The 26,089-nt window shown below is 47.5% G+C and carries 29 protein-coding genes; 22 read left to right on the top strand and 7 right to left on the bottom strand.

The features are described from left to right. Positions 1–3 precede the first annotated feature (3 nt). Positions 4–279 carry a hypothetical protein gene (locus ACFPOF_RS01990; protein WP_378129101.1) on the top strand — a complete coding sequence of 92 codons (276 nt, stop codon included), beginning with the start codon at positions 4–6 and terminating at the stop codon, positions 277–279. 447 nt (positions 280–726) lie between these two features. Then, positions 727–1,350, top strand: coding sequence for a recombinase family protein (locus ACFPOF_RS01995; protein ID WP_378129103.1), 624 nt, complete (start codon positions 727–729; stop codon positions 1,348–1,350). Positions 1,351–2,422: 1,072 nt separating this feature from the next. Here the strand turns inward: ACFPOF_RS01995 and ACFPOF_RS02000 are convergent. The 3 genes from ACFPOF_RS02000 to ACFPOF_RS02010 are packed head-to-tail and all read right to left on the bottom strand — an operon-like array spanning position 2,423 to position 3,904. Further along, complete coding sequence (locus tag ACFPOF_RS02000; protein ID WP_378129105.1) at positions 2,423–2,920, bottom strand: hypothetical protein; 498 nt, start codon at positions 2,918–2,920, stop codon at positions 2,423–2,425. Between the two features lie 34 nt (positions 2,921–2,954). Continuing rightward, positions 2,955–3,533 (bottom strand): hypothetical protein, encoded by a 579-nt coding sequence (locus ACFPOF_RS02005; RefSeq protein ID WP_378129106.1) that lies wholly within the window; start codon positions 3,531–3,533, stop codon positions 2,955–2,957. A 44-nt stretch (positions 3,534–3,577) separates the two neighbouring features. Then, positions 3,578–3,904, bottom strand: a complete 327-nt coding sequence (locus ACFPOF_RS02010) for a hypothetical protein (RefSeq protein ID WP_378129108.1) — start codon at positions 3,902–3,904, stop codon at positions 3,578–3,580. Between the two features lie 1,092 nt (positions 3,905–4,996). Between ACFPOF_RS02010 and ACFPOF_RS02015 the strand changes: the two genes are divergently transcribed. From ACFPOF_RS02015 to ACFPOF_RS02080, 14 genes are all read left to right on the top strand, one after another. Continuing rightward, on the top strand, positions 4,997–5,218 hold the full coding sequence (locus ACFPOF_RS02015; RefSeq protein ID WP_378129110.1) for a hypothetical protein: 222 nt from the start codon (positions 4,997–4,999) through the stop codon (positions 5,216–5,218). Between the two features lie 4 nt (positions 5,219–5,222). Continuing rightward, on the top strand, positions 5,223–5,558 hold the full coding sequence (locus ACFPOF_RS02020) for a hypothetical protein (RefSeq protein ID WP_378129112.1): 336 nt from the start codon (positions 5,223–5,225) through the stop codon (positions 5,556–5,558). Positions 5,559–5,632: 74 nt separating this feature from the next. Next, on the top strand, positions 5,633–6,163 hold the full coding sequence (locus ACFPOF_RS02025; RefSeq protein ID WP_378129114.1) for a hypothetical protein: 531 nt from the start codon (positions 5,633–5,635) through the stop codon (positions 6,161–6,163). 318 nt (positions 6,164–6,481) lie between these two features. After that, a complete protein-coding gene (locus ACFPOF_RS02030) occupies positions 6,482–8,260 on the top strand; it encodes a recombinase family protein (protein WP_378129313.1) in 1,779 nt (592 codons plus the stop codon). A gap of 143 nt (positions 8,261–8,403) precedes the next feature. Then, positions 8,404–8,613, top strand: a complete 210-nt coding sequence (locus tag ACFPOF_RS02035; protein ID WP_378129116.1) for a hypothetical protein — start codon at positions 8,404–8,406, stop codon at positions 8,611–8,613. Positions 8,614–8,644: 31 nt separating this feature from the next. Then, positions 8,645–9,013 (top strand): ATPase, T2SS/T4P/T4SS family, encoded by a 369-nt coding sequence (locus ACFPOF_RS02040; RefSeq protein WP_378129118.1) that lies wholly within the window; start codon positions 8,645–8,647, stop codon positions 9,011–9,013. Further along, the gene (locus ACFPOF_RS02045; RefSeq protein WP_378129120.1) at positions 9,010–9,750 is read left to right on the top strand and encodes a type II secretion system F family protein; all 741 of its coding nucleotides are present in this window, start codon (positions 9,010–9,012) and stop codon (positions 9,748–9,750) included. Before ACFPOF_RS02040 ends, ACFPOF_RS02045 begins: the two co-directional genes overlap by 4 nt. Then, on the top strand, positions 9,747–10,589 hold the full coding sequence (locus ACFPOF_RS02050; protein ID WP_378129122.1) for a type II secretion system F family protein: 843 nt from the start codon (positions 9,747–9,749) through the stop codon (positions 10,587–10,589). Before ACFPOF_RS02045 ends, ACFPOF_RS02050 begins: the two co-directional genes overlap by 4 nt. A 21-nt stretch (positions 10,590–10,610) precedes the next feature. Beyond that, entirely contained in the window at positions 10,611–10,817 is a 207-nt protein-coding gene (locus ACFPOF_RS02055) for a Flp1 family type IVb pilin (protein WP_378129124.1), read from the top strand. Between the two features lie 4 nt (positions 10,818–10,821). Then, positions 10,822–11,514: a TadE family protein gene (locus ACFPOF_RS02060; RefSeq protein ID WP_378129126.1), complete on the top strand. Its 693-nt coding sequence runs from the start codon at positions 10,822–10,824 to the stop codon at positions 11,512–11,514. A gap of 13 nt (positions 11,515–11,527) precedes the next feature. Beyond that, positions 11,528–13,711 carry a hypothetical protein gene (locus ACFPOF_RS02065; RefSeq protein ID WP_378129128.1) on the top strand — a complete coding sequence of 728 codons (2,184 nt, stop codon included), beginning with the start codon at positions 11,528–11,530 and terminating at the stop codon, positions 13,709–13,711. Beyond that, on the top strand, positions 13,674–14,636 hold the full coding sequence (locus ACFPOF_RS02070) for a TadE family protein (protein WP_378129130.1): 963 nt from the start codon (positions 13,674–13,676) through the stop codon (positions 14,634–14,636). Before ACFPOF_RS02065 ends, ACFPOF_RS02070 begins: the two co-directional genes overlap by 38 nt. 15 nt (positions 14,637–14,651) lie before the next feature. Further along, complete coding sequence (locus tag ACFPOF_RS02075) at positions 14,652–15,146, top strand: A24 family peptidase (protein WP_378129132.1); 495 nt, start codon at positions 14,652–14,654, stop codon at positions 15,144–15,146. After that, positions 15,143–16,765 carry a DUF6382 domain-containing protein gene (locus ACFPOF_RS02080; RefSeq protein ID WP_378129134.1) on the top strand — a complete coding sequence of 541 codons (1,623 nt, stop codon included), beginning with the start codon at positions 15,143–15,145 and terminating at the stop codon, positions 16,763–16,765. Before ACFPOF_RS02075 ends, ACFPOF_RS02080 begins: the two co-directional genes overlap by 4 nt. A 20-nt stretch (positions 16,766–16,785) precedes the next feature. On the opposite strand, the gene ACFPOF_RS02085 is transcribed toward ACFPOF_RS02080, so the two are convergent. From ACFPOF_RS02085 to ACFPOF_RS02095, 3 genes are all read right to left on the bottom strand, one after another. Beyond that, positions 16,786–17,679 (bottom strand): TIGR01777 family oxidoreductase, encoded by an 894-nt coding sequence (locus ACFPOF_RS02085; RefSeq protein WP_378129136.1) that lies wholly within the window; start codon positions 17,677–17,679, stop codon positions 16,786–16,788. A 24-nt stretch (positions 17,680–17,703) separates the two neighbouring features. Then, a complete protein-coding gene (locus ACFPOF_RS02090; RefSeq protein WP_378129138.1) occupies positions 17,704–18,108 on the bottom strand; it encodes a superantigen-like protein SSL4 in 405 nt (134 codons plus the stop codon). Positions 18,109–18,201: 93 nt separating this feature from the next. Next, positions 18,202–18,636, bottom strand: coding sequence for a DUF2621 family protein (locus ACFPOF_RS02095; protein ID WP_378129140.1), 435 nt, complete (start codon positions 18,634–18,636; stop codon positions 18,202–18,204). A gap of 139 nt (positions 18,637–18,775) precedes the next feature. Between ACFPOF_RS02095 and ACFPOF_RS02100 the strand changes: the two genes are divergently transcribed. From ACFPOF_RS02100 to ppnP, 4 genes are all read left to right on the top strand, one after another. Then, positions 18,776–19,906: a deoxyribonuclease IV gene (locus ACFPOF_RS02100; RefSeq protein ID WP_378129142.1), complete on the top strand. Its 1,131-nt coding sequence runs from the start codon at positions 18,776–18,778 to the stop codon at positions 19,904–19,906. 45 nt (positions 19,907–19,951) lie between these two features. Further along, positions 19,952–20,851, top strand: coding sequence for a formyltetrahydrofolate deformylase (gene purU / locus ACFPOF_RS02105; RefSeq protein WP_378129144.1), 900 nt, complete (start codon positions 19,952–19,954; stop codon positions 20,849–20,851). 182 nt (positions 20,852–21,033) lie between these two features. Beyond that, positions 21,034–23,046, top strand: a complete 2,013-nt coding sequence (gene tkt / locus ACFPOF_RS02110) for a transketolase (protein ID WP_378129146.1) — start codon at positions 21,034–21,036, stop codon at positions 23,044–23,046. A gap of 55 nt (positions 23,047–23,101) precedes the next feature. Next, the gene (gene ppnP / locus ACFPOF_RS02115) at positions 23,102–23,416 is read left to right on the top strand and encodes a pyrimidine/purine nucleoside phosphorylase (RefSeq protein ID WP_378129148.1); all 315 of its coding nucleotides are present in this window, start codon (positions 23,102–23,104) and stop codon (positions 23,414–23,416) included. 94 nt (positions 23,417–23,510) lie between these two features. Here ppnP and ACFPOF_RS02120 read toward each other — a convergent pair whose 3' ends face one another. Continuing rightward, positions 23,511–24,770 carry an NAD(P)-binding domain-containing protein gene (locus ACFPOF_RS02120; RefSeq protein WP_378129150.1) on the bottom strand — a complete coding sequence of 420 codons (1,260 nt, stop codon included), beginning with the start codon at positions 24,768–24,770 and terminating at the stop codon, positions 23,511–23,513. Positions 24,771–24,972: 202 nt separating this feature from the next. Between ACFPOF_RS02120 and ACFPOF_RS02125 the strand changes: the two genes are divergently transcribed. Together ACFPOF_RS02125 and ACFPOF_RS02130 are read left to right on the top strand one after the other, a co-directional pair. Then, the gene (locus ACFPOF_RS02125; RefSeq protein WP_378129152.1) at positions 24,973–25,845 is read left to right on the top strand and encodes an SPFH domain-containing protein; all 873 of its coding nucleotides are present in this window, start codon (positions 24,973–24,975) and stop codon (positions 25,843–25,845) included. Between the two features lie 9 nt (positions 25,846–25,854). Then, complete coding sequence (locus ACFPOF_RS02130; protein WP_378129154.1) at positions 25,855–26,055, top strand: type II toxin-antitoxin system antitoxin; 201 nt, start codon at positions 25,855–25,857, stop codon at positions 26,053–26,055. Positions 26,056–26,089: the final 34 nt, after the last annotated feature.

The following is a 26,089-nucleotide window of genomic DNA, read 5'->3' on the forward strand; positions in this document are numbered from 1 at the left end:
AATGTGTTTGAGAGAATTGACTTTAGCCCAGGCATAATTACTTACAATGAAACACATAATCAAAACTATATGCATGAAGAAGATTTGTTTCAGGTTTCATACAACCAAGATATGTATGTTCTTGATTTAGGGTGGTATGGAAATGAATATGCATTAATGTTGATTGAACAGTTAAATTGGTCAAATCCAATATGGGAAAAGAGAACTTCGGAAGTACTTGAGCTTGAGCCTATAATGCTTGAATGTGTTGATTATATAAAAGAAAAACTTCTGCGATAATCATCATTACTTGACCAAATGTGAGTGTAACAACTTCATGCGGTTTATCTTTTTGTCCGAATAATAATCTGATCTACAGCACAATTTGCTATCTAAGCGGGAGTAGGAGAGAATGTTATCCTACTCCCTTTTTTTTTAGGAATTAACATATCTGTGTAGCTGCGATTGTTACAATTACGATATTAATTTAACTGATAGTAGAGAATGATAATAATCCTTTTATCATTCGAGGAAAAATCATTATTATGTTTTAGTATACGGTTTTTGAGAAATGTGCAAATTTCCTTTTTTGGATATGACTTTTTTCGATGCATTGACGATGATAATTCAAACGTCTAAAACTTAACATTTTTGCACATCCTGAAACATTGTCTAAAAGTCTAAAACTTCTATACTTGAATTTGTCCAAAAGTTAGTCTATAATTAAAAGTACAGAAGTTCTAAAACATGTGGACGAAAATTGGGATGGTGATTATGTTGGGAAAGGTTTATGGCTATGCTAGGGTCAGCACAAGCGGACAAGATAATGGTTTGGAGACGCAGGAACAATTGCTGGAGGAAGCGGGATGCAGCTACACGTTTAAAGAAATGGTTTCCGGTAAGTCCACTAACAACCGAATTGAGCTACAGAGAGCAATGGAACTATTATCCTCAGGGGATACGCTTGTTGTTGCTAAGATAGATCGACTTGCAAGAAGTATCAGCGATCTAGACAAGATTGTGAAAGAGTTGCTTGCTAAAGGGGTCAATGTGCGCTTTCTAAAGGAAGACATGACCTTTAAGGTCGATACTAAGCCCAACTCTATGCACTCTCTTCTGTTTAATATTCTAGGCTCATTCGCACAGTTTGAGCGTGAATTGATCAATGAGAGGACATCAGAGGGACGTGCGCGAGCCAAAGAGAAAGGTACACACATGGGCAGACCAAGCAAAGATAAGAAGGACATTGCAAGAGCGTTAAAACTCTATAGTGAGCGTGATGCTAATGGAATGAGCGTAAACGACATATCAAAGCTGACAGGAGTCCCTAGATCATCAATATACGCTGAGATTAATAAGTCCTCTTTGTGAGGGCTTTTGTTTTGAACAGATTGAAGGAAAAAATACTTAAATGTCGAATTCTGGTATTGAGGAAATGTATTCATATATGAGTTCAAATGGAGATTAGGAGTGGAACATTATCACTTACTATGAAATTAAAGAACCACCTTTAAAGCAAACACCTCAGATTACTCCATCTGAAAATAAATCGTCGATAAGAGGTCTGATATTTTGGGGCATCGTGATAATTATTCTGGCAGTAACGAACCCAAGAGATGATGATTTCAAGTCATACGTTGGGAAAAAATCAGGAATAGGCAGTGTGGCTGCTTCATTCGCCTTGATGATGACAAACTACAATAGGGATGACTATATAGTTTGTTCCGTCTTTACACTTGAGTCAGAAGGTAAGGAAGCTCAGTTTTTAGGGTTTCTTAAGAGATTCTATATCAGGATTAGTTGAGCATTTGAATGAGAGGTATGGGTTCAAGGAAAGGAATTACTTTAAACACCAGATTAATAATTTAGAACCGACAGCACAAATGAAATTGGCATTTCAATGGATTTTATATATTAGGAAATAGGAGTATTAAAGAGTATGAGGGGGATATGGGGAGATAATGAGAAGGTCTAGCCGGGGTGGGTTTACATTATTCAGGGTTAGTTGTTGTGTCGAAGGGGCTGAAGCACTTCCACCCACGCATCAAGGTTATTTTTTTCGATGGTCGATTTGAAGATAACTCAGTTACCCTCAGGGGGGATAGCATCATCAAGCTTGGAGTACATAAGAGCATCAGACTTCGTATAAATATGACGGGCTCGCACCAATATGTTTACCAAGTAGCAAATGTGAAATAACATCATATTTGCCAGAAGCACAAGTCACGGATAACTATATTCATATCGGCTTCCTTACCTTCATGATTTCATCTGGTTATCAAAGACATCACTACCATAAATACAATAATAAAGAATAGCACAAGCCATCTGTTTGGCGGTTTAGGAGTGCCTCGAAGACCGCCAACAACCATTCTCCGGGTTACTCACGATAACCAATACTTCCTTCACCTTATCAACCTCCGATTGGCATAAAACATGCCTTTCATCTTCTCTTATTCTTTATATTTTGCAGCCTTAGAATCTGAATTACTTCATTCTTTGACAAGGCCAACCCTTTTGCCGTTTCTTCGAGTTCATGTACCATGTCCTCAATGAACATGACTTCGATGTTCTCTGCATTAAATTTCGCCATCCACTTAGCCCTATTTTTAGGTGAACCAAAATAACTGTAAGTAGTAATCAACCTTTTGCTTATTTCGTAATCATGATCATTGCCGATAATTTCCCTGATTTTATCATCTCGTTCTTGATTGTTCAGTTGATCACGAATATGAACAAATCCAGCTCTTTTCCTGGTTGTTTCCGATATCTTTGTTGACCCCGTTCGAATTTTCACTTCACAGTCCCAAATCACTTTATCAGCAACGTTAACAGCCAAGATATCAATGTCTTTATGAAACTGAGCGTAGTCGATTGTGCTCATCATAAAAAAGTTTTTTGTTGTCAGCCACGCCTCAACAATCTTTTCGTTAACGTCCAAGACATTCTCTCTCCCTCATCATGAATGAACCATTTTATGATCTTTTAATAATTAGTTGATAGGTATTTTTATTAACATATTGACTCTTATCAGCTATAAAATTATTAATGATCTCTTGAGTTATAGCATAGTCGGAAGCCTGCACATGTTTTCTTTGATTCAATTCTTGCTTGTATACCGAATATGCTGATTCCAACAAAACATCATCAACACCAATAAACAAAACATTGGGAATTGAATGCTTATCGACTTTCATTTTTTTAGAATCCCAAGTATAGATTTCGAACTTTTTACTTGAATTTAAACCACCGAAGATGAGATTCACACTAACTGTTGGATTATTGGAAATCTGCTCCCTTACTTCCTGACTCGAAATCAGAACTTTCAGTGATTCTGATAGTTGATCAAATCGATTTTCATTAAACTCTATATTATCAAGAATATATTCCCCAAATCCTTGTGTCCCGGAAAATGCAATAAATGACGAATCATTATGGTAACTTCTGAATTTTTTAAAGTCTTCGGTAAGGACATCTCCATTGAGATTACAAACCCTACCATCAGTCATTACACTACAAAAAAACTTATCAATAACAACACTAACGAAACTCACTAGAAATCACCCCTTATTTTGAAATAGCCATTTTATCTACATTATTAATCAGCGACTGATCTTTGATTAATGTGGCCTGATAGCTTTATACACTTAGTGTAACGCTCTAAAAATTTATCTCTTTGTTCGTTAGAATAACGAACATTGTTCACCATCTTACGTAATGCTATTTCACATTTCGCATACCACTCTTCAATTTCTAGACGGTCTTCGCGGTTTACTTCTCTTGCTTTAGCTGGATCACTTAATAATTCAGCAAATTTTTCAGTGTATGAGAAAACGTGTTCTATTTCCCCATCATTGTTCAACTTTCTCCAAATCACATTGATTTCATCATTCGAAAGTTTGTTTGCATAGTTGTATTTAATCACAATCTCACTCCTATTCATTATGAAACAGTCAATTCACGTACTTTCGCCAGTTCTTTATAATTGATGGTTTATCATTGATCAGTGTTGAGTCGATGCAAATATAACAAAATCCATCCACCTCATCTGTGCTATTGATAGCAAGTGCTACTTGTTCAAGCCAATCAAAAGGTTCGCCATATATGCTTTTATTTGCATCCATAACAGCAGTAGCCGTTCCACTTAATCTGACCTCAAACTTAGGCACTCCATCATTCACAATACGTAAACCAATATAGTCCTGGTTGGCACTTCATCCATTCCGTAACCTATCCTTACAATTTTCATCAACATATCCCCCTTTGCATAAATAACCCTTTCATTATACATTGAACAAACTTCTAATTTCCTCTCGGTCATCTCCCCAATAAACCGCATCAGGCTGGAGTTCGACGTTTGTAACTAATACAAAATATGTGAACCAATCATAGACCCTAGTCTTATTTTTAACATATGTGACATACCAACCATTCGAATTTAGATTCTTCAAATTCGTGTGGTAACTTGTTATCATCTTCACCAAAATGATCCAATCCTTTTATTTCAATTATAGCAGAAAACGCAAGTATGGTAGACAGGATTCGAGCTTGTGACAAATCGCTAATGAGGCTACCGCTCTAACCAACTGAGGTGAAGGCCGATACAAGCTCTCAATAGGGCTGCTTAAAGAGGATATATTCTCCCAATTTGCTTCGAGACATGTCAACATGCCATCCAGCATTTATCTAGGCTCTGAAATGCTTTGGGTCCGATCCAGACGACTTTGTACTTAAGCTTGTGACAAGTTGTCATAAGCTTATTTCTTGTTTTTCCAGGCTCCATTTGAATTCGGCAATCGATTGCAGATGTAGTTAGTAATATCGACAAATTGATTTTAAATTGGCTCCTGTAGTGTAAAAATTTAGGTTATCGTGGTATATTTAGGGTGTCATTTGTACTATTCATATGGTCTGATAGGCTTAGAAGTCAAAAGAGAAGGAGGATGGGCTATAACCGTATCACATATGCCGGGGTATTACGAATTCAAATTCGCATTTAAAGAATGGAGGAAAAAGTGTGAAATTAAGACTAGCTACAAATTTAGCCATAATTGGTTCTATTCTATTTGTTTTGGGTCAATTACTAATAGTATTAGTTGACTTTGATGCTTTTGGAACTGACAACATAGATTCCATATATTCATATTTAAAATGGAGTTCCGTTTTTACCCTTCTAGGAGCAATTTCAATCCTGAATTTCTTTATATCATTTTTATCAGCACAGAAGAAGAGGGGGTAGGGGCATGTCTACAGAGTTAGAAAAAATCTTGGAGAATAATGAACAACAAACAACATTGAAATTGGAGTCAAGTCAATCAGGTCAAAATAAGATTGCAGATATGATTCATCAAATAGGAATGTGTGTAATGGTAATTGGTATCCTTGCTGGTGTAATAATTGGTTTTACAATGACAGACCCTACATCGTCAAGCAGCTATGATCCTGATCCTCATCCTTTAAGATGGGTGTATGGGGGAGCCTTAATACTTTCATCTTTCATTAGCGGAATATTATTTGTCGGATTTGGCGAAGTGATTAAAATCCTTCATGATATTCGGGCAAATACTAAAAAGGGTTAAATACATACGTCTCTTAACAGCTCACACGTGTGCCGAAATATATTGGCAAATCATGGAATGGAGAGATGCTAATAATGGTTTATCTTGTTTTGATTATTCTGTTTCTTGGTATTGTAATTCAATATCATATAAGAAAATCTGAAACAAATAAGATCAACAAAACAAAGGAAAATTTAAACGGTGTACTCTTCTCTTATAAAGAAATCTGGTACATTGGTGGGCATCCACTTGTAGATGTTAGAGAAGTAAAAGGCGGAGTTCTACATATTTGTTTTGATAAGATTGTATATCTTAATAATATTAACGCTTTATTGAACCCACTAAAACCAATTTTTGAAATTCCGATGGAAAGCATTGTTGTAAGCGCGGTGGAAACAAAAGAATCGTTAACTGTTAGTAGAATACTTTTAACTGGTATACTGGCCTTCGCTTTAAAGAAAAATGAGAGTTATGTCAGAATTGAATTCAACAATGAATTAGGAAGCGTCAGCAATGTCATTCTTTCACCCAATAATAATGTACTGGCATCTCAAATTGTAGCAGCAATTAATAAGGGGAAAGTAGATTGCCTTAAAAACACACAAGAAACCGTAGTTGTTCAATAAAATCATAACTGTAGAAATAAAATAACCGCCAATTTCGGCGGTCAGACTGTTTAGAAAAGCCACTTTTTCGTGATTAAAGATACACTTGAGACGAACGGTTCAGGTGCGAAGCAGTGACAAACAATAATCGCTCTCTACTTGGCCATCTTGGCCAGGTGGAGAGCGATCTTCTTTATGTTCTGCGCTGTTGCCGTCATTAAAGCCTGCTCCGCCTGTCTCGGAAACGGCAATAGCGAAGCCCGTGCGGCTTTTTGGTATATTGTGTTGACTCCAATATTGCCATATTATATGAATAACTATTATTATGGCGGTGGAAATATGGTTTGTACTTTTTATGGCAGGGTTTCAACGGATAGCGATTCTCAATCCTCTGCGATGGAAAATCAGGAAGATTGGTGGATTGATTACTTCGATAAAAACAGATTAAAGATGAATGTTGAATGCGGTGCTTATTACAGTCGTGATGGAAAGTTACTACCTAGAAGAGGGTACTATATTGACGAAGGGATATCAGGGTACAAATCAAAGAAATACAGGAAAGCTTTTTTAAAGATGATCGAAGACGCAAAGCTAAAAAAATTTGATATGATTTATACTCGTAGTATTAGCAGATTTGGACGCAACGTTAAGGATATACTGGACACAATTAGCGATTTACGCAAGTACAATGTTGGGGTTTATTTTGAAGATGTTAAAATTAATACACTAGATCAAAATGATAACTTCAAACTTTTGATATTCGCTGGCTTGGCTGAAGAAGAATCACGGTTGAAGTCAATGAGCGTACAAAAAGGAAAGTACATTGCAGCCGAAAAAAAAGGTATCTGGTCAGGCAGAGAACCGTTTGGATACAACATAATTGAAGGCAAATTAATATTAAACAGATATGAAGCGATATTTGTAAAAAGAATATTTGACTTATATTTGGATCGCGGTTGGGGTTTAAGCAAAATTGCAAAATACATGAACAAGAAAAATGTTTCGCGTAAAAGAGGGGCAAAGAAGTGGGATCAAAGTATAATAAGCAAAATATTAAGTAACTGTATTTACAATGGGGAAGTATGGCTACATCGAACACGCAAAAAAGATCCTCAACTAGATATCATTGAACCTATTCCAATTGACGAACAAATTAGATATGAAGATCACAATTTAAAAATCATCGATTCCTATATATTCGATAGAGTACAAAAGTTAAAACAAGAACGTTTTGAGATGTTTGGTGACTTCAAGTATAAAGAAATTGAAGTTGAAGATGAAATAACTGGAAGTAAAGGAAAGCGCAAAGTAAGAATTGGTATTAATAAAACTGGCGAAAGATATTCAGGGGCGCACATCTTTAGCAATTTATTAAGATGCGGAAATTGTGACAGCCCACTTAGGTTTAAAAAGCAAAAAAGTAGTAGTGGGAAAATTCACAGATACTGGTTTTGTTCGAATAATGATAAAACAGGCATGTGCAAATACAGAAACCTTCAACGTGAAGAAGAAATTTTAGAATGGGTTAAAGAAGAAATAATTAAGTTTAGGACGAACGATCACAAACATAAAGGATTGCTGAGAGAATATCTTAGATTACAATTAGATACTAGCGACATAGATAAAAAGTTATCAGAGTACCAAGAAAAATTAAAGGAATTAAAGATTGAAGCAGATATGAATATGAGCGCATGGACAAAAGGTTATATACAAGAAAATGAGTTTGCTGAACGTGCAAGTAGGGTTAATTTGCAGAAAACAGATATTGAAGATAATTTATATAAACTGCACCATGTGGATGATGAAAAGAAGAAGATCATATGTCAATACGAAGATTTCAGAACTAGCCTATCAGAAATTGATTTAGACAATTTAGATAATCAGACAGTAAGAAGAATAATAGACAAAATTGTATTTTGTACAAACGATGAAGATGAAGGAGATATAGCGACGTTGCGTAGTCGTGGTATATACTTGCCAGAAGAAAGGAAAATATTTTGGAAATTCATGGGTGTATCTGCATCTCAAATTGCTAGTGATTATATTGGTAAGCATTTTTATATAGGTGAGGATGAATATCTAGATCCAGATACACTAATGCCTTTAGATCTTAAATAAGATAGATACGTTCGATGTTGACAATATCATCCAATTTATTGTAGTTTGAATATATACACGAGAAGCACTCGTTTACAGAAGAGGTATAAAACCTCTCTGTTTACGAGTGCTTTTTTTGCGTTCAAATGAGGAGATGGGAATTCATGAAGAGGTACATTCGAGTAGTAAATGATGAGCAACTTGAATGTTGTATGAGAAATCAAATTAATGTTGACGTGTGGTTTAAAGGAGAACTAGAACTTACGTTGCCGATTCAATGCTTTGATGAGGAGACAGTGATTTTTAAAGAAGCAAGCTACTTAAGAGCAAATGTGGAGCTACGTGTTAGGGGAAACTATTTTGTCGGATTTTGATTAATGACTATTTATATAAATCATTCAAGCGATGAATACTGGTCACGAGGGCAGCTTGTCGACCGGTCATTCGAACGGTGCGCAAGATATGCTTTCCCGATTGGAAACGATGGTACTTGGCGGGGCGGAGCTTCCCATCAGCGTCGTCAGGAAACAGATTGCTTCAGCGCTGGACGTCATTATCCACCTTGATCGGTTTAGAGATTCATCAAGGCGGGTCGCCGAAATTTGTGAAGTCAAGGGGATGAAAGACGGAGAAGTTGAGCTGGCTACGCTATTTCAATTCGAGGAGACTGGAGGTAAGGATGGGAAAATGAACGGGAGATTGGAACGTAAAGCTTCTTTATGCAATATTCGTAAGTTAACGCGGGCAGGCATGACAGAAGAGGTAACAGCGTGACGGATTATCGTGTTTATCGGCTAAGCAATGGGGAGAAAAGCTGGGCGATCGCGCTCGGATGTACGATAGGCTTTGCGGCGGCATGGCTTTTCTATCGTCATGCGATCGCCGGATTACTCGCCGCTCCGTTGGGGCTGCTCTATCCGCGTTATTACGCCAAGTTGCTGGGAGGGAAAAGACAGTACAAACTTCGACTTCAATTCAAAGAGGCGCTTCACGCGCTTTCGTCGCTATTGTCGGCAGGAAGATCCGTGGAGAATGCTATGCACGCTCTGGATAAGGAGCTGTTGTTACTGCTGGGCGACTCGCGTTCCGACCTTTTAGCGGAGCTTAGGATCATCTCGATTCGTCTGCAGAACGGAGAACCGATTGAAGTGGCTCTGCAGGATTTCGCCGCACGATCCGGTCTCGAAGAGGCGCGAAGCTTCGCCGAAGTATTCGTTATCGGAAAGAGAGCGGGAGGGGACCTGGTGGACATCGTCCGAAGAACTTCACAGTTGATCGGTGAGAAAATGGAGGTGGAGATCGAAGTAGACGTGCTTGTGGCGCAGAAGAAGTTCGAAGCGAGAATGATGATGGTCATGCCTTTCGCATTCGTCGGGTTTCTTGGTTTGATGGCGCCAGACTATATGGAGCCGCTCCATAGAGGTATAGGATTGCTGCTACTGACGGTTTGCCTGGCGTTGCTGCTTGTTTGTTGCCGTTGGATCATGCGGCTAATGGATATCCGATTATGAGGACGGTACTTGCACTTGTGACATTTGTTGTCGTTGTGCTTGCCTATTTATGGCTTGCGTTACTTGCCGTTCGTCGTGAAAGAGACAAGCCATTTCATCCTCGTGTTCATCCGTTTGTTGAATTGCTTCGATGGAAACCGATTGCCTTGAAGTTATCGCCTTTGCTCCAAAGACCCAAACTGCTGTTGTCAGCGTTACAAGGAGGCTCATGTTCGAACGAACGGCTCATTTTCTGGACAGCGGAAAGTGTCGGCCTGGGTTGGTTTGTTCTGGCGGGTACGGCTTTATTGGCGTGGTTGGGGGGCAAACCGAACTTGTTAGTCGTCGGGGCAGCGCTTGGGGGAAGCTTGCCTTTATTGCGATTGAAAGAGCTGGAAAAGGCTGTGGCAAAGAGAAGACAGACGATTTTGCTGGCGTTGCCGGATTTGCTAAGCAAACTTCTCCTGATGGTCGACGCTGGGGAGAATGCGATGAAAGCTTTCACTAAAGCGGTAGACCAAGCTCCCGATCGTGAGCACCCGTTATACGCGGAAGCAAAGTCGGCGCTGGCTGCAATCGGCCGAGGAGAGAGCATGTCGATTGCGTTCGAAGAAATGGGCAGGCGATGCGCAGTTCCCGAGGTCAAGCTATTCGCGACGACGTTGATCATCAACGCCCGTAGGGGCGGGGATGCTTTCGTTCCAGCGATGAAAGAGTTGACGAGACAAATGTGGGAGAAACGAAAGGCGGTTGCCCGAACGTTGGCTGAGCAGGCATCTTCGCGAATGGCTTTTCCGTTAACGGTTATTTTTCTGATTATTATGGCGATTGTAGGCGCACCCGCGGTGTTGATGATGTAAAACAGCGAAAGGATGATGGATATGTTATCGATACAATGGAAGCGTGCGATCAATGCGTTAAAGCTAGGCGAGCTGTGGGAGGACGAGGATGGGCTGGGAACACTTGAGCTAGTACTGATCGCGGCGGTGCTTATTATTATGGCGATCTTGTTCAAAGACTGGATTCTAGAATTTTTGGGAAATCTCATGGATTCCGTGGAAGGCAAGTCGGAATCGATATTCGAATAGCGTCATGACAATCACGAGGGGCAAGAAAGAGAAACTAGGTCGGGACGAAGGGGGATCGGTAACGCTCGAAGCCTCCGCGATATTGCCATGGGTGTTTCTGATGATTGCCCTTACGATCTTATTTGCACTATATGTCTTTCATCGCTCCGTCGTCTATTACGGAATGACGGTAACAGCAGAAAGATCAGCTTACAGTTGGTCGAATTCCGCGAAAGATACAAAATCGGGGGCGTTCGAAGAAGGGAAATACGACGGATTGTACTGGCGTTTAACTGATGATGCGCTCGTCAAAGGGCTTTTCGGTTTAGCGTCTGGCAATGAAACGGTCGAAGTCGACATCGCCGAACATGCTGATGGGGAGGATACCAACTCCGGCTCGGGAGCGAAAGATAAGTTAAGCAAGCGGGCGTCCGATTCACGTCTACTGATGGACAGCGGTGAAATGGGATATCGGAATGTTGGCTTGAAAAGAGAAATTCGCGTTTGGAAGCTGGAAGAGGCATTGCCCGGCCCGCTGAAATGGCTTCGTAGGAATGAGGGAAAGAAGGTCAATGTGAGTGCACTGGTCGTCGAACCGACAGAATTTTTGCGGACGTTCGAACTCATCAGGTACTATGCGGCAAAAATGAAAGACTCGCCGGAAGGGGAGGCCGATTATAAGGAGAAGGCTGGAAAAACGTTGAAAGGGAAGCTGTAAAGGGGGGCGGAGCTTGAAACGAAGCAACGAAGGGGCGGTAACCGTTTATTTTGTCGCGGCGACGGCGGCATTCGTGCTTCTGGCAGGATTGCTGATCGATTACGCTCGTATTACCGCCTTCCGCAAGCAAGCCGAATTATCTGTCAAGTCGGGCGTACGATCGGTGTTGGCGGCGTACGACCCACTATTGTTCGATCGCTACGGGATGTTCGTCCGAGGCGGGGATGCCGCTGACGAATTGTTCCGACGGACGCTGAATGGGAACGTTTCGGAAGATGACAAAGGCGCTCTCCCGTATATGGATTTGAAGTGGACTGAGGCAGGTGTCACCGAGAGCCGCCCGTTATCCGATCATCGCGTCTTTCGGAGACAAGTGCTGGAGGAGATGAAATACAAGGCGCCGATCGATCTTACGATCGAACTTGCCGGCCGGTTCAAAGGAGTCGCCGGGGCGATGAAGGAGACGGCAAAGACGGTAGATGTGCTGGAACGAGCTCGTAAATCGTACGAGCGCCGGGAGAAGGCGTTTGATAACGCGTTAGATGTTATGCGAAAGCACGGAAAACATGTCGCAGTCAAAGCCGCAAACTTGAAAGACAGAGTTGCCGGCGTCGTCTCCGGTTACGATGACTATGTCGTCAAGCGAACAGAGGATGAAGCAAGGCGCGAAGCTTTGCGATTGAAAGAGCAAAGAAAGAAGCAAAGGGAGGAAGCGGGAGAGACTGACGAGCAATTCATGATGGATTCGGAGGAAGGACCGCGAAACGAAGCTGCAGTCGCGGCATATGAATCGGAGGCACGGGAACTGGCTTCGTTGCTCATTCGCTATTCGGTCACTTGGAGGGACGAAGCGGCATCCGTCAAGGATAAAGCGTACTTCGCGTTATCGGAAGCCCGACAGGCGAACGAGGAATTGAAAGCAATTGTCTCGCTTACAGAGAGCGTTCCTTCAGTGGGGGCTACGAACGAAAACGAGGATGATTCGGTTGAAGGTGAGACAATAAAGGAAATTCGTCAGTCCGCGAAGGAATTGGTTCTGGAAACAAGTTTTTTTGATGCCTTTGAGAATGAGGCGGATGAGCTATTGATGAGCGGGGCTGCTTTATCGGTGGAGATGTCATCTCTGTCGTCACTGATCGCAGCTATTCCCGGATCGACGGGGTTGACGGCATCTCTTACTGGCGGGAATGGTGAGTTGAAAAGCGCTATTTCTGCATACGATCACTCTTACGGGGCGGAAGGAGCCGTATGGAAAGCGCGTGACGCGGCTCTTGAGGCCCATAGATCTAATGACAAGGCACGTAAGGAACAAGAGGAAATTGCAAAAGCGAAATGGGCGGGAGCAGCGAACTTTATAGGTACGCTTGTTGGAGTGCCGGGCAACGAGGTTGAGCGTGAGAAGTTCGCCAGAGCAGACGAGCTCTATCGCTCGAATCTGGAATGGAACAAGGCGGAAGGTGAAATGGCAAAGGTAATCAGGTCAAGCGACCCATTCGAAGGAAGGGACGACGCGATCCGCTCTTCAGAGGGGCTGTTCGACGCGCTGGGAATATCGCTTGTTGGAGCTAGAGACCAGATGTTTTTTTCGGAATATGTGATGTCAAGGTTCTCCAGCTATGACCCCTCCTTGGTAAAGGAACTGATCAAAGGCGGGGACCCTTCGCTCGATCTACATATTCAGGAGGCGGAGTATATTCTTTATGGCCTGAATCATCCTTCCGGCAATATCGCTGCGGCATACGGAGAAATATTCGGCTTGCGTTTAGCTATTCGAACGATGGAGGGGATGATTGAGAGCCGATCGCTTGGCAATCCGCTGCTCGTGCTGGCCGCCGCGCTTGTCTACGGCATCGTTAACGCTACGCTCGACATGAGTAAGCTTGTGGCGGATGGCAAGATCCAATTGTCCAAATATGCGAAGACGGATACGTATTACGCTGATTATTTGCGGCTGTTCCTTTTGGCGCATGGAAGTTCATCGGGAACGACTGCCCGCATAATTGCCGTGATGGAGCATGCGTCCGGCGTGGATTTTTCCGGTGCTTATACGTATGCGAGCGGAGAGGCGACCGCTTCGTTTCGATTGTGGTTTTACCCAGGTCTATTGAAGAAGCTTGGGCGCCAGGGACAAGCCGGAGGGACGATAAAGGGGAACCGTTATGAAGCGACTTACGTTGCGGATAACTCTTATCTCTAGAAGAGAACATGAGACCGGCAAATCGGAATTCGGCGGCGTTACGTTGGAAACGGCAATGGTCATGCCGGTCTTCTTGCTGTTTGCCGCATTTCTTGTCTTTATCGTGCAAACGGCAATAGTATCCATGGCCCTTCATGGCGCGCTGTCCCAAACGGCCAGGCAGGCAGCATCGGCTTGGTATCCGGTTTCCATGGCGATCGAGCGGGCGAGGGAATCCGATCTCAATCAGCAAATCGAACATTGGAACGACAAGTGGATGAGTGTCAGAGAGACGGTTGGACGCTACGGAAAATGGTTGCCATCCCCGATGAAGGAATGGGCAGAGCAAGCCGCGAACGGGACGTTTTCACTGGAGCAACATGCGGCGCGAATCGCATTCGGGAGACTAGTGAAGACATTCGTAGACGAAGACGTTCTTGACCTTTCACGAATACATATCACAAACGTGGGACTGCCGGACGAGCAGAATGTTTCAGACGGTTACGTAACGATTGAAGCGGAGTATATCTTGCCGATGAAAGTGCCTTTTCTCGGAAGGCAGCTCAATCTTCGTTCTTCCGCCCGCGAACGCGCGTGGATCGGAGGCAGTCCTTCGAAGTCACGTATTGCCAAGGAAGGGGATGGGACGGCTTTCGTAGTCGATTTCGTCTCCTTAAATCCAGATCCTGTGCAACGGGGACGCAAGGCGACGTTAGTTATACGGACCAAACCGGGCACGGCCGTTGACTTGTCGATCTTGTACAAAAGCGGATTAAGCCAGGCGAAACACTTGGGAAGCGCGACGGCGGACGAATCCGGCCTCGTATCGTGGACGTGGCATGTTTCTGGCAACACAACACCTGGCACATGGAGCATAAAAGTAACGAACGGCTCTGGCGGAGTCTGGGAGCACTTGTTTGAAGTGGCAGCGAAGATGACGAAATAAGAGAGGAGAAACGGAATGGCCGATTGGTCATTGGCGGGCACGGCAGCTTTGCTCGCCGCTGCCTGCTGGACGGACGTGCGCAAGCTGACAATACCGAACGCGCTTACGATTTCTTTCGCGGCATGCGGGTTCGCATATCAAGGGATATATTACGGCGCTGACGGTTTAGCGCTTTCCGCCTGGGGGGCGGCAGCGGGCTTTCTGCCATTGTACATGATGAACAGGCTCGGAGGCATTGGTGGCGGAGACGTGAAGTGGTTTGGCGCTTACGGAAGTTGGGCTGGGCCTGTCGCAACGTTAAAGCTACTCGTGTTGTCGATCTGGATTGCAGGTGCCTTCGCCTGTCTGTTGCTAGCTGCGCGTCTCCCGTTCGTTCGGCAATGGGCGTCGAGATGGCGGTGGCCATGGGGGAAACATCCCTCGGAAGGAGGCAGGGGGGTGCGGTTTCCGTTTATGCTGGCTGTCGCTCCGGGATTTTTCATTTTGCTGGCGGAGGGATTATACGCATGAGCAAACTTACTGCACGGTTCGAACAGATCAGAGGACATTTCATGATCGTAGAGCGAGATCCTCCAATTGCCCGCGAGGAGCTAAACGATATGCAAATGCAGATGATAAAGCGATGCGACATTCCCGGGTTATTACCGCTTGAAACGGAAGAGCAGGACGGCAAGCTGTCGCTGCGTTACGGATTGGCGGGTAGCCGGATGTTATCCGAGTCGCTTCGAATCTCCCACTGGACGATGGAGGATTTGATGACGGCGTTGTGTGCTTTAGGAGAAACATTGGAAAGTTGCAGAAATCATATGCTGGACGCGGAAAAAGTTCGGTTGCTTGACGAGTTTATATTTGTCGGAGAATACTGGTCTGATTTGAGGTTTACTTACGTGCCGCTCGATATGCCAACGGAATTGCGCGCTGACGATATGGAGAAGCTCATCGTTAGATGGATGATGAGGGTTGAAGAGCCGGATGGCCGAGCGATGCAAGCTTTGCTTCGGCTTGCTGCGAGTCCGGGGTTCATGCCGCTCGCGTTGTGTCGCTATGCGAGGAACTATTTGGCTGGAGGAGTAGAACCTCAGGCTTTTTCAACGGCTCTTCCAGACGAACGGAAAAAAGGTTGGTCTCGCGAGCAGGGCGATTCCAAACAAGAAATGAATGTGCGTAACGCATTGGACCCAATGGAGAAGTCCCGTTCATGGGACTTGTTGCAGCCGGATTCTGACGCGATGAAACCCGCTTACGAGCTGTGGGGGGATGGCGATGATATGTCGGGAGACGATGCAATTTCTACGTCCGGCGACCGAGCATTGGAAGGCGAAATGGAGGCAGGCAGATGGCGGACGATGATTGTTTGCGCTGCTGCCGTAATCATCGCCTGTGTATGGAGATTCGCTTACAAGGGTCAATCGGACACGGGCCTTATCGTTTGCACCGGATTGACTTTAGCGGCGATAGCAATCGTCATTTTTTGCTGGAACGGTGCGCAGTCACCCATCATGAAAAGATTTCTCAGGCGGCCCAGAAGCGATCATATGGACTTTGGTGCCGAGAACAGAGCTCCTTCCAGGGAATCAGCTCATGAAGGATATGCTGATGAAGATTCTAACATGGATGCTCCTTTATCCGATTCCAGATTCCCAAGTATGCGGAACGAACGGGAGCGGGGAAATCTAGGGACAGGCGTGCCTCAGAACCTCTTCAACCGAGAATCAGTATCGGAACGTCACCGGGAACTGGCTGAACCATCCGCAACGGAATGGCTGCCTAAGGACGATTTGCGCACGGAGCTCCTTCGAGGCAGAACGCCGGATGTGAAAACCGAAAGTACATATTGTTTGATCTGGCTAACGTCTCAGCCACTTCGTCGTATCCCGTTAAGCGGATTATCGGTCGTCATTGGGCGATCGGCCGATGCGGCGGATCATGTCGACGAGACGAATGGAGTGTCTCGTGCTCATGTTGAACTCGCTAGGGAGAATAACACATGGAAAGCGAAAGATCTTGGTTCGAGAAACGGAAGCAAACTGAATGATAAACCAATGACGCCTTACGAGTGGTATAAGCTTCAGGATGGAGATCATCTGAATTTGGCTGGTTCTGAATACCGGTTCGATCGTTCGAAGTAGTGCCAAACAATAAAGAAGCCCTAACGGGTAATATCCCGCAGGGCTTCTTCCAATTTCGGAAAGGCGAATTGAAATCCGTGATCCAGTAGTTTCCGAGGCATCGCTTTCTGCCCGGTCAGTACAAGAGTGCTCATCTCTCCGAGCGCGATCTTCAGCAGTGCCGCCGGCACCGGAAACCAGTGCGGTCGCCCTGTGATGCGCCCGAGTGTTCTTCCGAATTCATCGTTAGATACGGGAGCGGGAGCAACGGCGTTCACAGGGCCGGAGATATCCGTTCGATCTAGACAGAACAAAATCAATGCGACCATGTCTTGCAGATGGATCCAGGGCAAACCTTGTTTGCCATCCCCGATTCTTCCACCCCCGAATAAACGGTAAGGCAGGCGAATAAGCGGGAACGCTCCGCCCTCCCGGGCGCAGACGAGGCCGATGCGAAGCTTCACGAGCCGATCGACGGGAATACGGTCTGCGGCTTCTTCCCACATCGCAACCGTCTCGCCTAGAAAGTCGGCGGGATTGGGCGGAGAAGTCTCGTCAAACACTTCGTCGCCAGAGTGACCGTACAGCGAAATGCCGGAAGCATTCACGACGACCGGCGGCGGATTGTCCGTCCGCTGCATGTACTCTGCAATGCGGGTCGCAGCAGCGGTACGGGAAGAGACAATTCGCGCTTTCGCTTTGCTAGTCCATCTCTGGTTGATCGATTCACCGGCCAGATTCACCACGCCGTCAAAGCCGCCGAACCGAATCGGATCGGCGGTCAGCTGCTCCCAAGTGACATACTGAACGCCGCCAAAAGGTGGCTGGGATGGCGGCGTTCTCGTGACGATCCATGCTTCGTCCCCGCGGGACAGCAACGCCTGCGACAAGGCACGGCCGATGAATCCCGTGCCGCCCGAGATCAAATACCGCACAATCACGTCACCCCGTCAGATCAATTATTGCTTGTCGATCGAGACGATCGACAACTGTTCGTTGCTCCCGTCGGCCTTATATTCGAATTTGACTTTGGTTCCGCTATCCCAAGGTTCGACCTTATCTGCGATCTCCGGGCTTACTTGGAAAGCGGTTGGGCCTTTGTCAGTGATGATTTCGATCGTATGTCCGTCTTGTAAGCCTGAATATTCGCCGGTCGATTCAATCATTTCCGGAGAAGCGGAAGGGCTAGCTTCTCCCGCCGCGTTCACCTCGCTAGATTCCGGGCTGGAAGGCGTGGCTGTTACGGGCGGATTAGATGAAAGAGACGCGTTCGAGTTTTTGTCGTTGCCGCATGCCGTACCCATAAGGACAAGGGCAAGCACGGCGGAGCTTAATACGATTGCGGTTTTGTTGTTTTTCTTCATCGAGTCGTACACCTCCTACGAGGTTAAACGAAATTTTTGGGCAAAGGTTTCGGTTTTCGTCGAAAATGAGAAAAATCGAATGTTCGCTCAACGTCATTTGAGCAGGTGGCGGTAGGCCGAATAATCGATCGCGCTCTTGTCCAGGAACGCTTTCAGGCTGTTATGATCGCGCGGAGGCGTCGCTCGAATGTAACCTTCGATGCAATGATCGGTCGTCACTTCGGGCGCGCCGCTCTCGACGGCGAGCTGTCCGATCTTGGCTGCGATCGAGTGGCTCGCAATTTCCCTGAACGGGGCAGGCACCGGGGAAACGAGCTTGTGCAGCATGTCCTTCGATTCGTCGGTCCATAGCTCCCGACTGCGTTCGACCCAGTAGTTCTGCCAATCAAGCTTGGACTTGCCGTCCCGCTGCGGGAGCACTTTCAGAAACTTGCGGAACATGAAGAAACCGCCCACGCACATGGACAGAACGAGAACAACGGTCCAAAATCCGATAAAATACATGAACCAGTCTGGTGCTGATTTCATTCCTATCACCTCATCTTGAAATTATAACGCATTCCTAGATTTATTTCGACGTTCGCGATACAATAATGAAATGGTTGCCCGAATAGCTCCCGAAGTCAAGCGGGGCGCGGGTCGGAACGAATGAAGGGGGAACACGTATATGTTGAAAATCGGATCGCACGTATCTTTCTCGGACAAGGGATTGCTGACAGCGACGAAGGAAGCGACAACTTATGGCTCCGGCACTTTCATGATTTACACGGGGGCGCCGCAGAATACCCGCAGAAAAGCGATCGAAGATTTATATATTCCGGAAGGCAAGGCGGCGATGAGTGCAGCCGGCATAGGCGAAATCGTCGTGCATGCACCCTACATTATTAATCTCGGCTCTTACAAAGAAGATACGTACCGCCTTGCGGTTGATTTTCTTCAGGAAGAAATTCGCCGTACGCATGCGATCGGCGTCAAGAATATCGTGCTTCATCCAGGCGCGTACACGGAGAAGGACCCGGAATACGGTATCGCCCGCATCGCGGAAGGCTTGAACGAAGTTCTTGAGGCGACGAAGGAAACCGACGTCAACATTGCGCTGGAGACGATGGCGGGCAAAGGCTCCGAGATCGGCAGAACGTTCGAGGAACTGGCACAGATCATCGAGAAGGTGCAATTGAACGACAGGCTGACTGTCTGCATGGATACTTGCCACATTCACGATGCCGGATACGACATCGTCGGCGACATTGACGGCGTATTACGTAAGTTCGACAGCATCGTTGGCTTGGATCGAATCGCCGTCGTACACGTCAACGACAGCAAAAATCCGCTCGGAGCTGCGAAGGACAGGCACGCGCCAATCGGCTCCGGCTGGATCGGCTTCGACGGCATCGCCGGCGTCGTCGGCCATGAGCTTTTGAAGGACAAGCCGTTCATACTGGAGACGCCGTGGATCGGCAAAGTCGACGGCAAGGAACGTCCGATGTATGAAGCCGAAATCGCTATGCTGCGCAAAGATTCGGAAGAACGGTTCGGCGGAGAATTTCTCGTGGACGTAGAACGGCTGCACTATTTCTTCGATAAGGTCGGCATAGACTCCCGATTGTACGTGCTGAATACGTGGGAACTGCTCAAATCCGATGCAAAGGCCAGAAAAGCAGATCCGCGTGAGCCGATGGAACGCCTATACGATATGATTCTCGAGAACGGCGTATTGTCCGGAGATCTCGACGAAGAAGCGGTCAACAAGCGTTTGCTCGGATTTCTGGCAGGACCGGACTGGCTGTCCAGCTTATAACTCGAGCAACCAACGCGATAAGAACAGAAAGGAAGAAAACGAACGATGAGTAACAGTTATCCGTCTCCTGCAAGCCAGACCAATGAAAGCCAAAGTAATCGCGTCCGCATGTTGATCTCCTGTCCGGACAAGGCGGGAATCGTCTCCGCGGTGTCGCAATTCCTGTACGAACAAGGCGCGAATATCGTTCAATCCGACCAATATACGATGGACCCGACGGGCGGCATGTTCTTTATGCGCGTAGAATTCGATCTGCAGGAGCTGGAGAGCCGGCTGCCGGCCCTTCAAGAAGATTTTACCCGTATATCCGACCGCTTCTCGATGAGATGGAGCATTTTCCGCGCGGCACGCCGCAAAAGAATCGCGATCTTCGTCTCGAAGGAAGACCACTGTCTGTTGGAATTGCTCTGGCAGTGGCAATCGGGCGATCTCGATGCGGACATCAGCATGGTCATAAGCAACCACGAAGATATGAGAGCAACGGTAGAGGCATTCGGCATTCCTTATCATTATGTTCCGGTTACACCGAATACGAAAGACGAGGCCGAGAAGCAACAGCGCGAACTGACCGCCGGCAAAGTCGATCTGATCGTGCTTGCCCGTTACATGCAGATCGTCTCGCCGAAGTTTATCGAGCAATATCACAACCGAATCATTAATATTCATCATTCGTTCCTTCCGGCTTTTGTCGGCGGCAAGCCTTATCAGCAAGCTTACAATCGCGGCGTTAAGCTGATCGGAGCGACCGCGCACTACGTAACGGAAGAGCTGGACGGCGGTCCGATTATCGAGCAGGACGTTCAGCGCGTCACCCATCGCGACGAAGTGAATGAACTGAAGCGGATCGGTCGCCATATCGAACGGATCGTGCTTGCCCGCGCGGTCAAATGGCATGTCGAAGACCGTCTGCTCGTCTATCAGAACAAAACAGTCGCTTTCGTATAATCTAAATTGCGGAGGTTCTCGCCTGGAAAGGGGGGAGCCTCCGACTTGTACGGGCAGACAATGGAAATCGTCCTTTTCTCGTGTTACAATGTACAGGATTTGGGAAGCCGCGCATAATAACTGTACGATTCTCGGCTAACAAGCTTTGAACGTACGTGAATAGAAACGAGGAGGATATTGAGATGACAGCAAACAATCAAGCAATCGAACAACTTTCCGTAACGACGATCCGGACGCTGTCGATCGATGCGATCGAGAAAGCGAAGTCAGGACACCCAGGCATGCCGATGGGGGCTGCTCCGATGGGGTATCAATTGTTCGCGAAAACGATGAAGCATAACCCGTCCGTCCCGACCTGGATCGACCGCGATCGTTTCGTGCTTTCCGCGGGCCACGGCTCCATGCTTCTCTATTCGCTGCTCCATCTAAGCGGATACGACTTGTCGCTTGATGAATTGAAAAACTTCCGCCAATGGGGCTCGCTGACACCGGGACATCCGGAATACGGACATACGGCTGGCGTAGACGCGACGACAGGCCCGCTTGGACAAGGCATTGCAATGGCGGTAGGCATGGCGCTTGCCGAAGCGCAATTGGGCGCGACCTATAACCGCGACGGCCATGAGATTATCAACCACTTTACATACTCCATCTGCGGAGACGGCGACTTGATGGAGGGAATCTCCCATGAGGCGGCTTCGATGGCCGGTCATATGGGCCTCGGCAAGCTCATCGTCCTGTACGATTCCAACGACATTTCGCTTGACGGCGAGCTGAGCTTGTCTTTCTCCGAAAGTGTCAGCAAGCGGTTCGAAGGCTACGGCTGGCAATACTTGCGCGTAGATGACGGCAACGACCTCGAAGCGTTGGCGAAGGCGATCGCATCCGCTCAAGCGGACGCGAGCAAGCCGACGTTGATCGAAGTGAAAACGGTCATCGGTTACGGTTCCCCGAACAAAGGCGGCAAAGGCGGTCACGCTGGCCCGCACGGCTCTCCGCTTGGCGCGGACGAAACGAAGCTGACGAAGGGCTTCTATGAATGGACACACGAGGAGTTCTACGTGCCTGCCGAAGTTCGCGAGCATTTCGCGGCGGTTAAGAAGTCCGGCGAGCAAGCATACGCTGCATGGCAAGACCAATTCGCGAAGTACAAGGTCGCGCACCCGGCGCTTGCGGCACAATTCGAAGGCGTTCTTGCGGGCGAACTCCCTGCCGGCTGGGATGCGGATCTTCCTGCGTATACGACGGAAGACAAGCCGTTGTCCACTCGTGTCGCTTCCGGCAATGCGCTGAACGGACTCGCGAAAAACGTACCTTATCTCGTAGGCGGCTCCGCAGACCTGGAAAGCTCCACGATGACGCATCTGAAAGGTTTATCCGTCTTTAAGCCAGGCAGCTACGACGGCCGCAACATTTACTTCGGCGTTCGCGAATTCGGCATGGCGACGGCGATGAACGGCATTATGCTACACGGCGGCTTGAAAGTATTCGGAGGGACGTTCTTCGTCTTCACCGATTACCTTCGTCCAGCCGTTCGTCTGGCTGCTTTGATGGGCCTTCCGGTCGTGTACGTTCTGACGCACGATAGCATCGCGGTCGGCGAAGACGGCCCGACGCACGAGCCGATCGAGCAGCTAGCATCGATTCGCATTATTCCGAATTTAACGGTCATCCGCCCGGCCGACGGCAACGAGACGTCCGCTGCATGGGCGTACGCGCTGCAAAACAAACAAAATCCGGTCGCGCTTGTGCTGACGCGTCAGAACCTCCCGATTCTCGAAGGAACGGCGAATGCACGCGAGCAAGTGGCTAAAGGCGGTTACATTGTATCCGAAGCGGCGAATGGCGCACCTCAAGGCATTCTGATCGCGACCGGCTCCGAAGTTCAGCTTGCCGTCGCCTCTCAGAAGGCGCTGGCGGAACAAGGGGTTGATGTTCGCGTCGTCAGTATGCCGAGCTTCGACTTGTTCGAGAAGCAAGACGCAGCTTATAAAGAGAGCGTTCTGCCGAAGTCGATTAAAGCGCGTCTGGCAATCGAGATGGCTCATCCATTCGGCTGGGAGCGTTATGTCGGAGACGAGGGAGCAATCCTCGGCATCGCGACGTTCGGCGCTTCCGCTCCAGGCGATCGCGTCATTAAGGAATATGGCTTCACCGTGGACAACGTTGTCGCACAATTCAAGAAGTTGGTGTAACTGATCGCGAATTATCGCGGTTGTCACATAGACAGACAAGGGAGCTGGAGTCAAGATGTCGCAATTCGATAACGTATCTGTAGTGAAAAAAGCAAACGTGTATTTCGACGGCAAGGTGACGAGCCGCACTGTGGTGTTTGAGGACGGTACGAAAGTTACCCTCGGCATCATGCTTCCGGGCGAATATGAATTCGGCACGGGCGTGAAAGAAATCATGGACATTCAAGCGGGCGAACTGTCCGTCTTGCTGCCGGGCAACGATGAATGGCAAGACATTACGGAGCCGACGAAATTCGAAGTGCCGGCGAACGCCAGCTTTAAGCTGAAGGTAAGAACGGTCACTGACTATATTTGCTCGTACTTGAGCTAAGCGAACGCGCATCGTTCGTTGGATCGTCAAAAAGGCAGGCCCTCGATTGAAGAGAGCCTGCCTTTTCCTTGTACGCGCTTGTGTAAAGCTGCTTTTATTGAGATTGGCTAGCGATATACTCTTGCAGTTGCAGCCGCTGATACAGCGGCAATGCGCTCAGCAAGCAACCGTAGACGAACTTGCCGCTCTTGCGTTCAATCCGAATAAGCCGTGCGGTGATCGGAGGCAGCTCGGATTCCGGTCCGAAGTGGATGACGATAAACATATCTTTCTCGAGCGGTGTGCCGGACTCGATCTGTAGACCGTCTTCCGACAGGTCGCGGAGCCTGCCCTCGATCGTATGGCCGCTAAAGCCGCCGTCGCCTTCCCACTGATAGATGGACATATGAAGAGGGATATCGAGTGGCAAGCGGGTTTTCTTCCGGCGTTCGTCGGTTTTCTGTCCGGCCTCTACCGGCGGAGCAGGCGGATCGCCGATTTTGCGGCCGATCCAGTTCTCGTAAATGTGAGCGAGCGCGGCTAGATCATCATCGCCGTAGCCCGCGGCTTGTCCAAGCTGGAACAAACCTTTCGCGGATTCGAGCATCGGGGTCGACATGTGCATGGCATCCGTCAGCACAGACGACAAACGTAAATCTTTTAACATAAGGCTCAAGGCGAATTGGACGCTGAAATCACGGTTGACAATTTTTTCGCCTTTCAAGTCTGCTTGCTTGCTGGCAGCGCCCCCGGACTGGACAATGTGCAGAAATGCGGACGCATCGATGCCGCTTTTGGCTGCGATCGCCATCCCTTCTATTAAACCGGCGGCGTTGATGCCGACAATCGTATTGTGGGCAAGCTTGGCCGTCGCACCGCTGCCATTTGGCCCTACGTAGACGATGTCGCGACCCATTGTCAGCAAAATATCGGTGTGGGCGTCTACCGTTGCTTTGTCGCCTCCGGCCATGAACAGAAGCGTGCCTTCGATTGCCGCAGGTTTGCTGCCGGTAACCGGCGCATCGATGAAGTCGCAGAACCGATCGCCGATTTCCGCCGCCAATTTTCTGGCAAGCGTCGGTGAGATCGTGCTGCTATCGATGATTGTTGTCCCGGGTTTCAATTCCTTCAGAATTCCGTCTGCACCGAAGTACACTTCTTCGATCGCGTCGTCATTGCTCACCATCGTGATGACGACATCGACGCGTTTGGCGATGTCGCAAGGCGAATCGGCGATATCCGCTCCGAGTTCGACCAAGGCGTTCGCCTTGCCAGCGCTGCGGTTGTAGACGGTTACCGAGTAACCTTTGCGCAGCAAGTTGGCGGCCATGGGCTCGCCCATCGTGCCGAGTCCGACAAAACCGATTGTTTTCATCCACATCGTCTCCTGTTCGTCTAATTCGCAATAACTCTATTATCCGTTTCTTTTGCGAATTTCGGAAGAGCAACATTCGAAAATGTGCAAGAAATAATTTCTCCGAAGAATCGCGGCTTTTTTATATTGTATGGAAATTCAAAACCAAAAGTGATATCATATAAATATCAATAAAATATAACTTTATTCAGAGGTGTCGGAGATGACAACAACGAAAGCGTGGCATGTGAACGGATTTTTGGCGCTGCTGCTTGCTTTGGCTTCCATTGCCGGAGGTATTGCGTTACTGGTGAATGGAGGCAACAGGTTGGAGCCGAACGGCGTAATGATTGCGTCGGGCATCGCGTTGATTGTGGTTTTTGTTATTTTGTTGACTTCGCTCACGATCGTACAGCCTAACGAGGCGAAAATCATTACGTTTTTCGGCAAATACAAAGGAACGATTACCGACAGCGGACTGTGGCTTGTGTTGCCGTTTACCGGCAAAAGCAAAGTATCGCTTAAAGTACGCAACTTCAACAGCCAGACGCTGAAAGTTAATGATGCGGAAGGCAATCCGATCGAAATCGGCTGCGTTGTCGTATTTAAGGTCGTCGATACGGCGAAAGCGGTGTTCGACGTCGACAACTACAGCAAGTTTGTCGAGGTGCAAAGCGAGACGGCCATTCGTCACATCGCCGCGAATTACGCCTACGATACGTTCTCGGACGAGCAGAAGCCGTCGCTCAGGGGCAATGCCGACGAAGTGTCGCACGAGTTAACGAACGAACTGCAATCCCGCCTCTCGCTGGCAGGCGTAGAAGTGCTGGAAACGCGGCTCACCCATTTGGCATATGCGCCTGAAATCGCCAGCGCAATGCTGCAGCGCCAGCAGGCAATCGCGATAATCGCGGCTAGGCAGAAGATTGTGGAGGGCGCGGTTACGATGGTGGAATCGGCGCTTCAGCAGCTGAAGGACAACGGGATTGAACTGGATGGGGAACGTCGCGCGGCAATGATCAACAATCTTATGGTTACGATCGTATCCGACCGGGCGGCTACGCCTGTGATTAACACGGGTACGATGTACGGGTAAGGTGCCGACATGGCCAGGGAGAAGAAGGCGTTCCCGCTGCGGCTGGACGCCGAACTGCACCGTGCGGTCGAGAAATGGGCGGAAGATGAGTTTCGCAGCGTAAACGGGCATATCGAATTTTTGCTGCGCGAGGCGTTGCGCAAAGCCGGCAGGCTTCCGGGGAAAGTTCGGCCTGTTGGGTCCGATACATCGGAGAATCAGGAAATGTAAACTTTGGAACTCAACATACTCAATATTGAAAAGG

It is taken from the genome of Cohnella soli (genome assembly GCF_042655525.1).
GTDB lineage: Bacteria > Bacillota > Bacilli > Paenibacillales > Paenibacillaceae > Cohnella > Cohnella soli.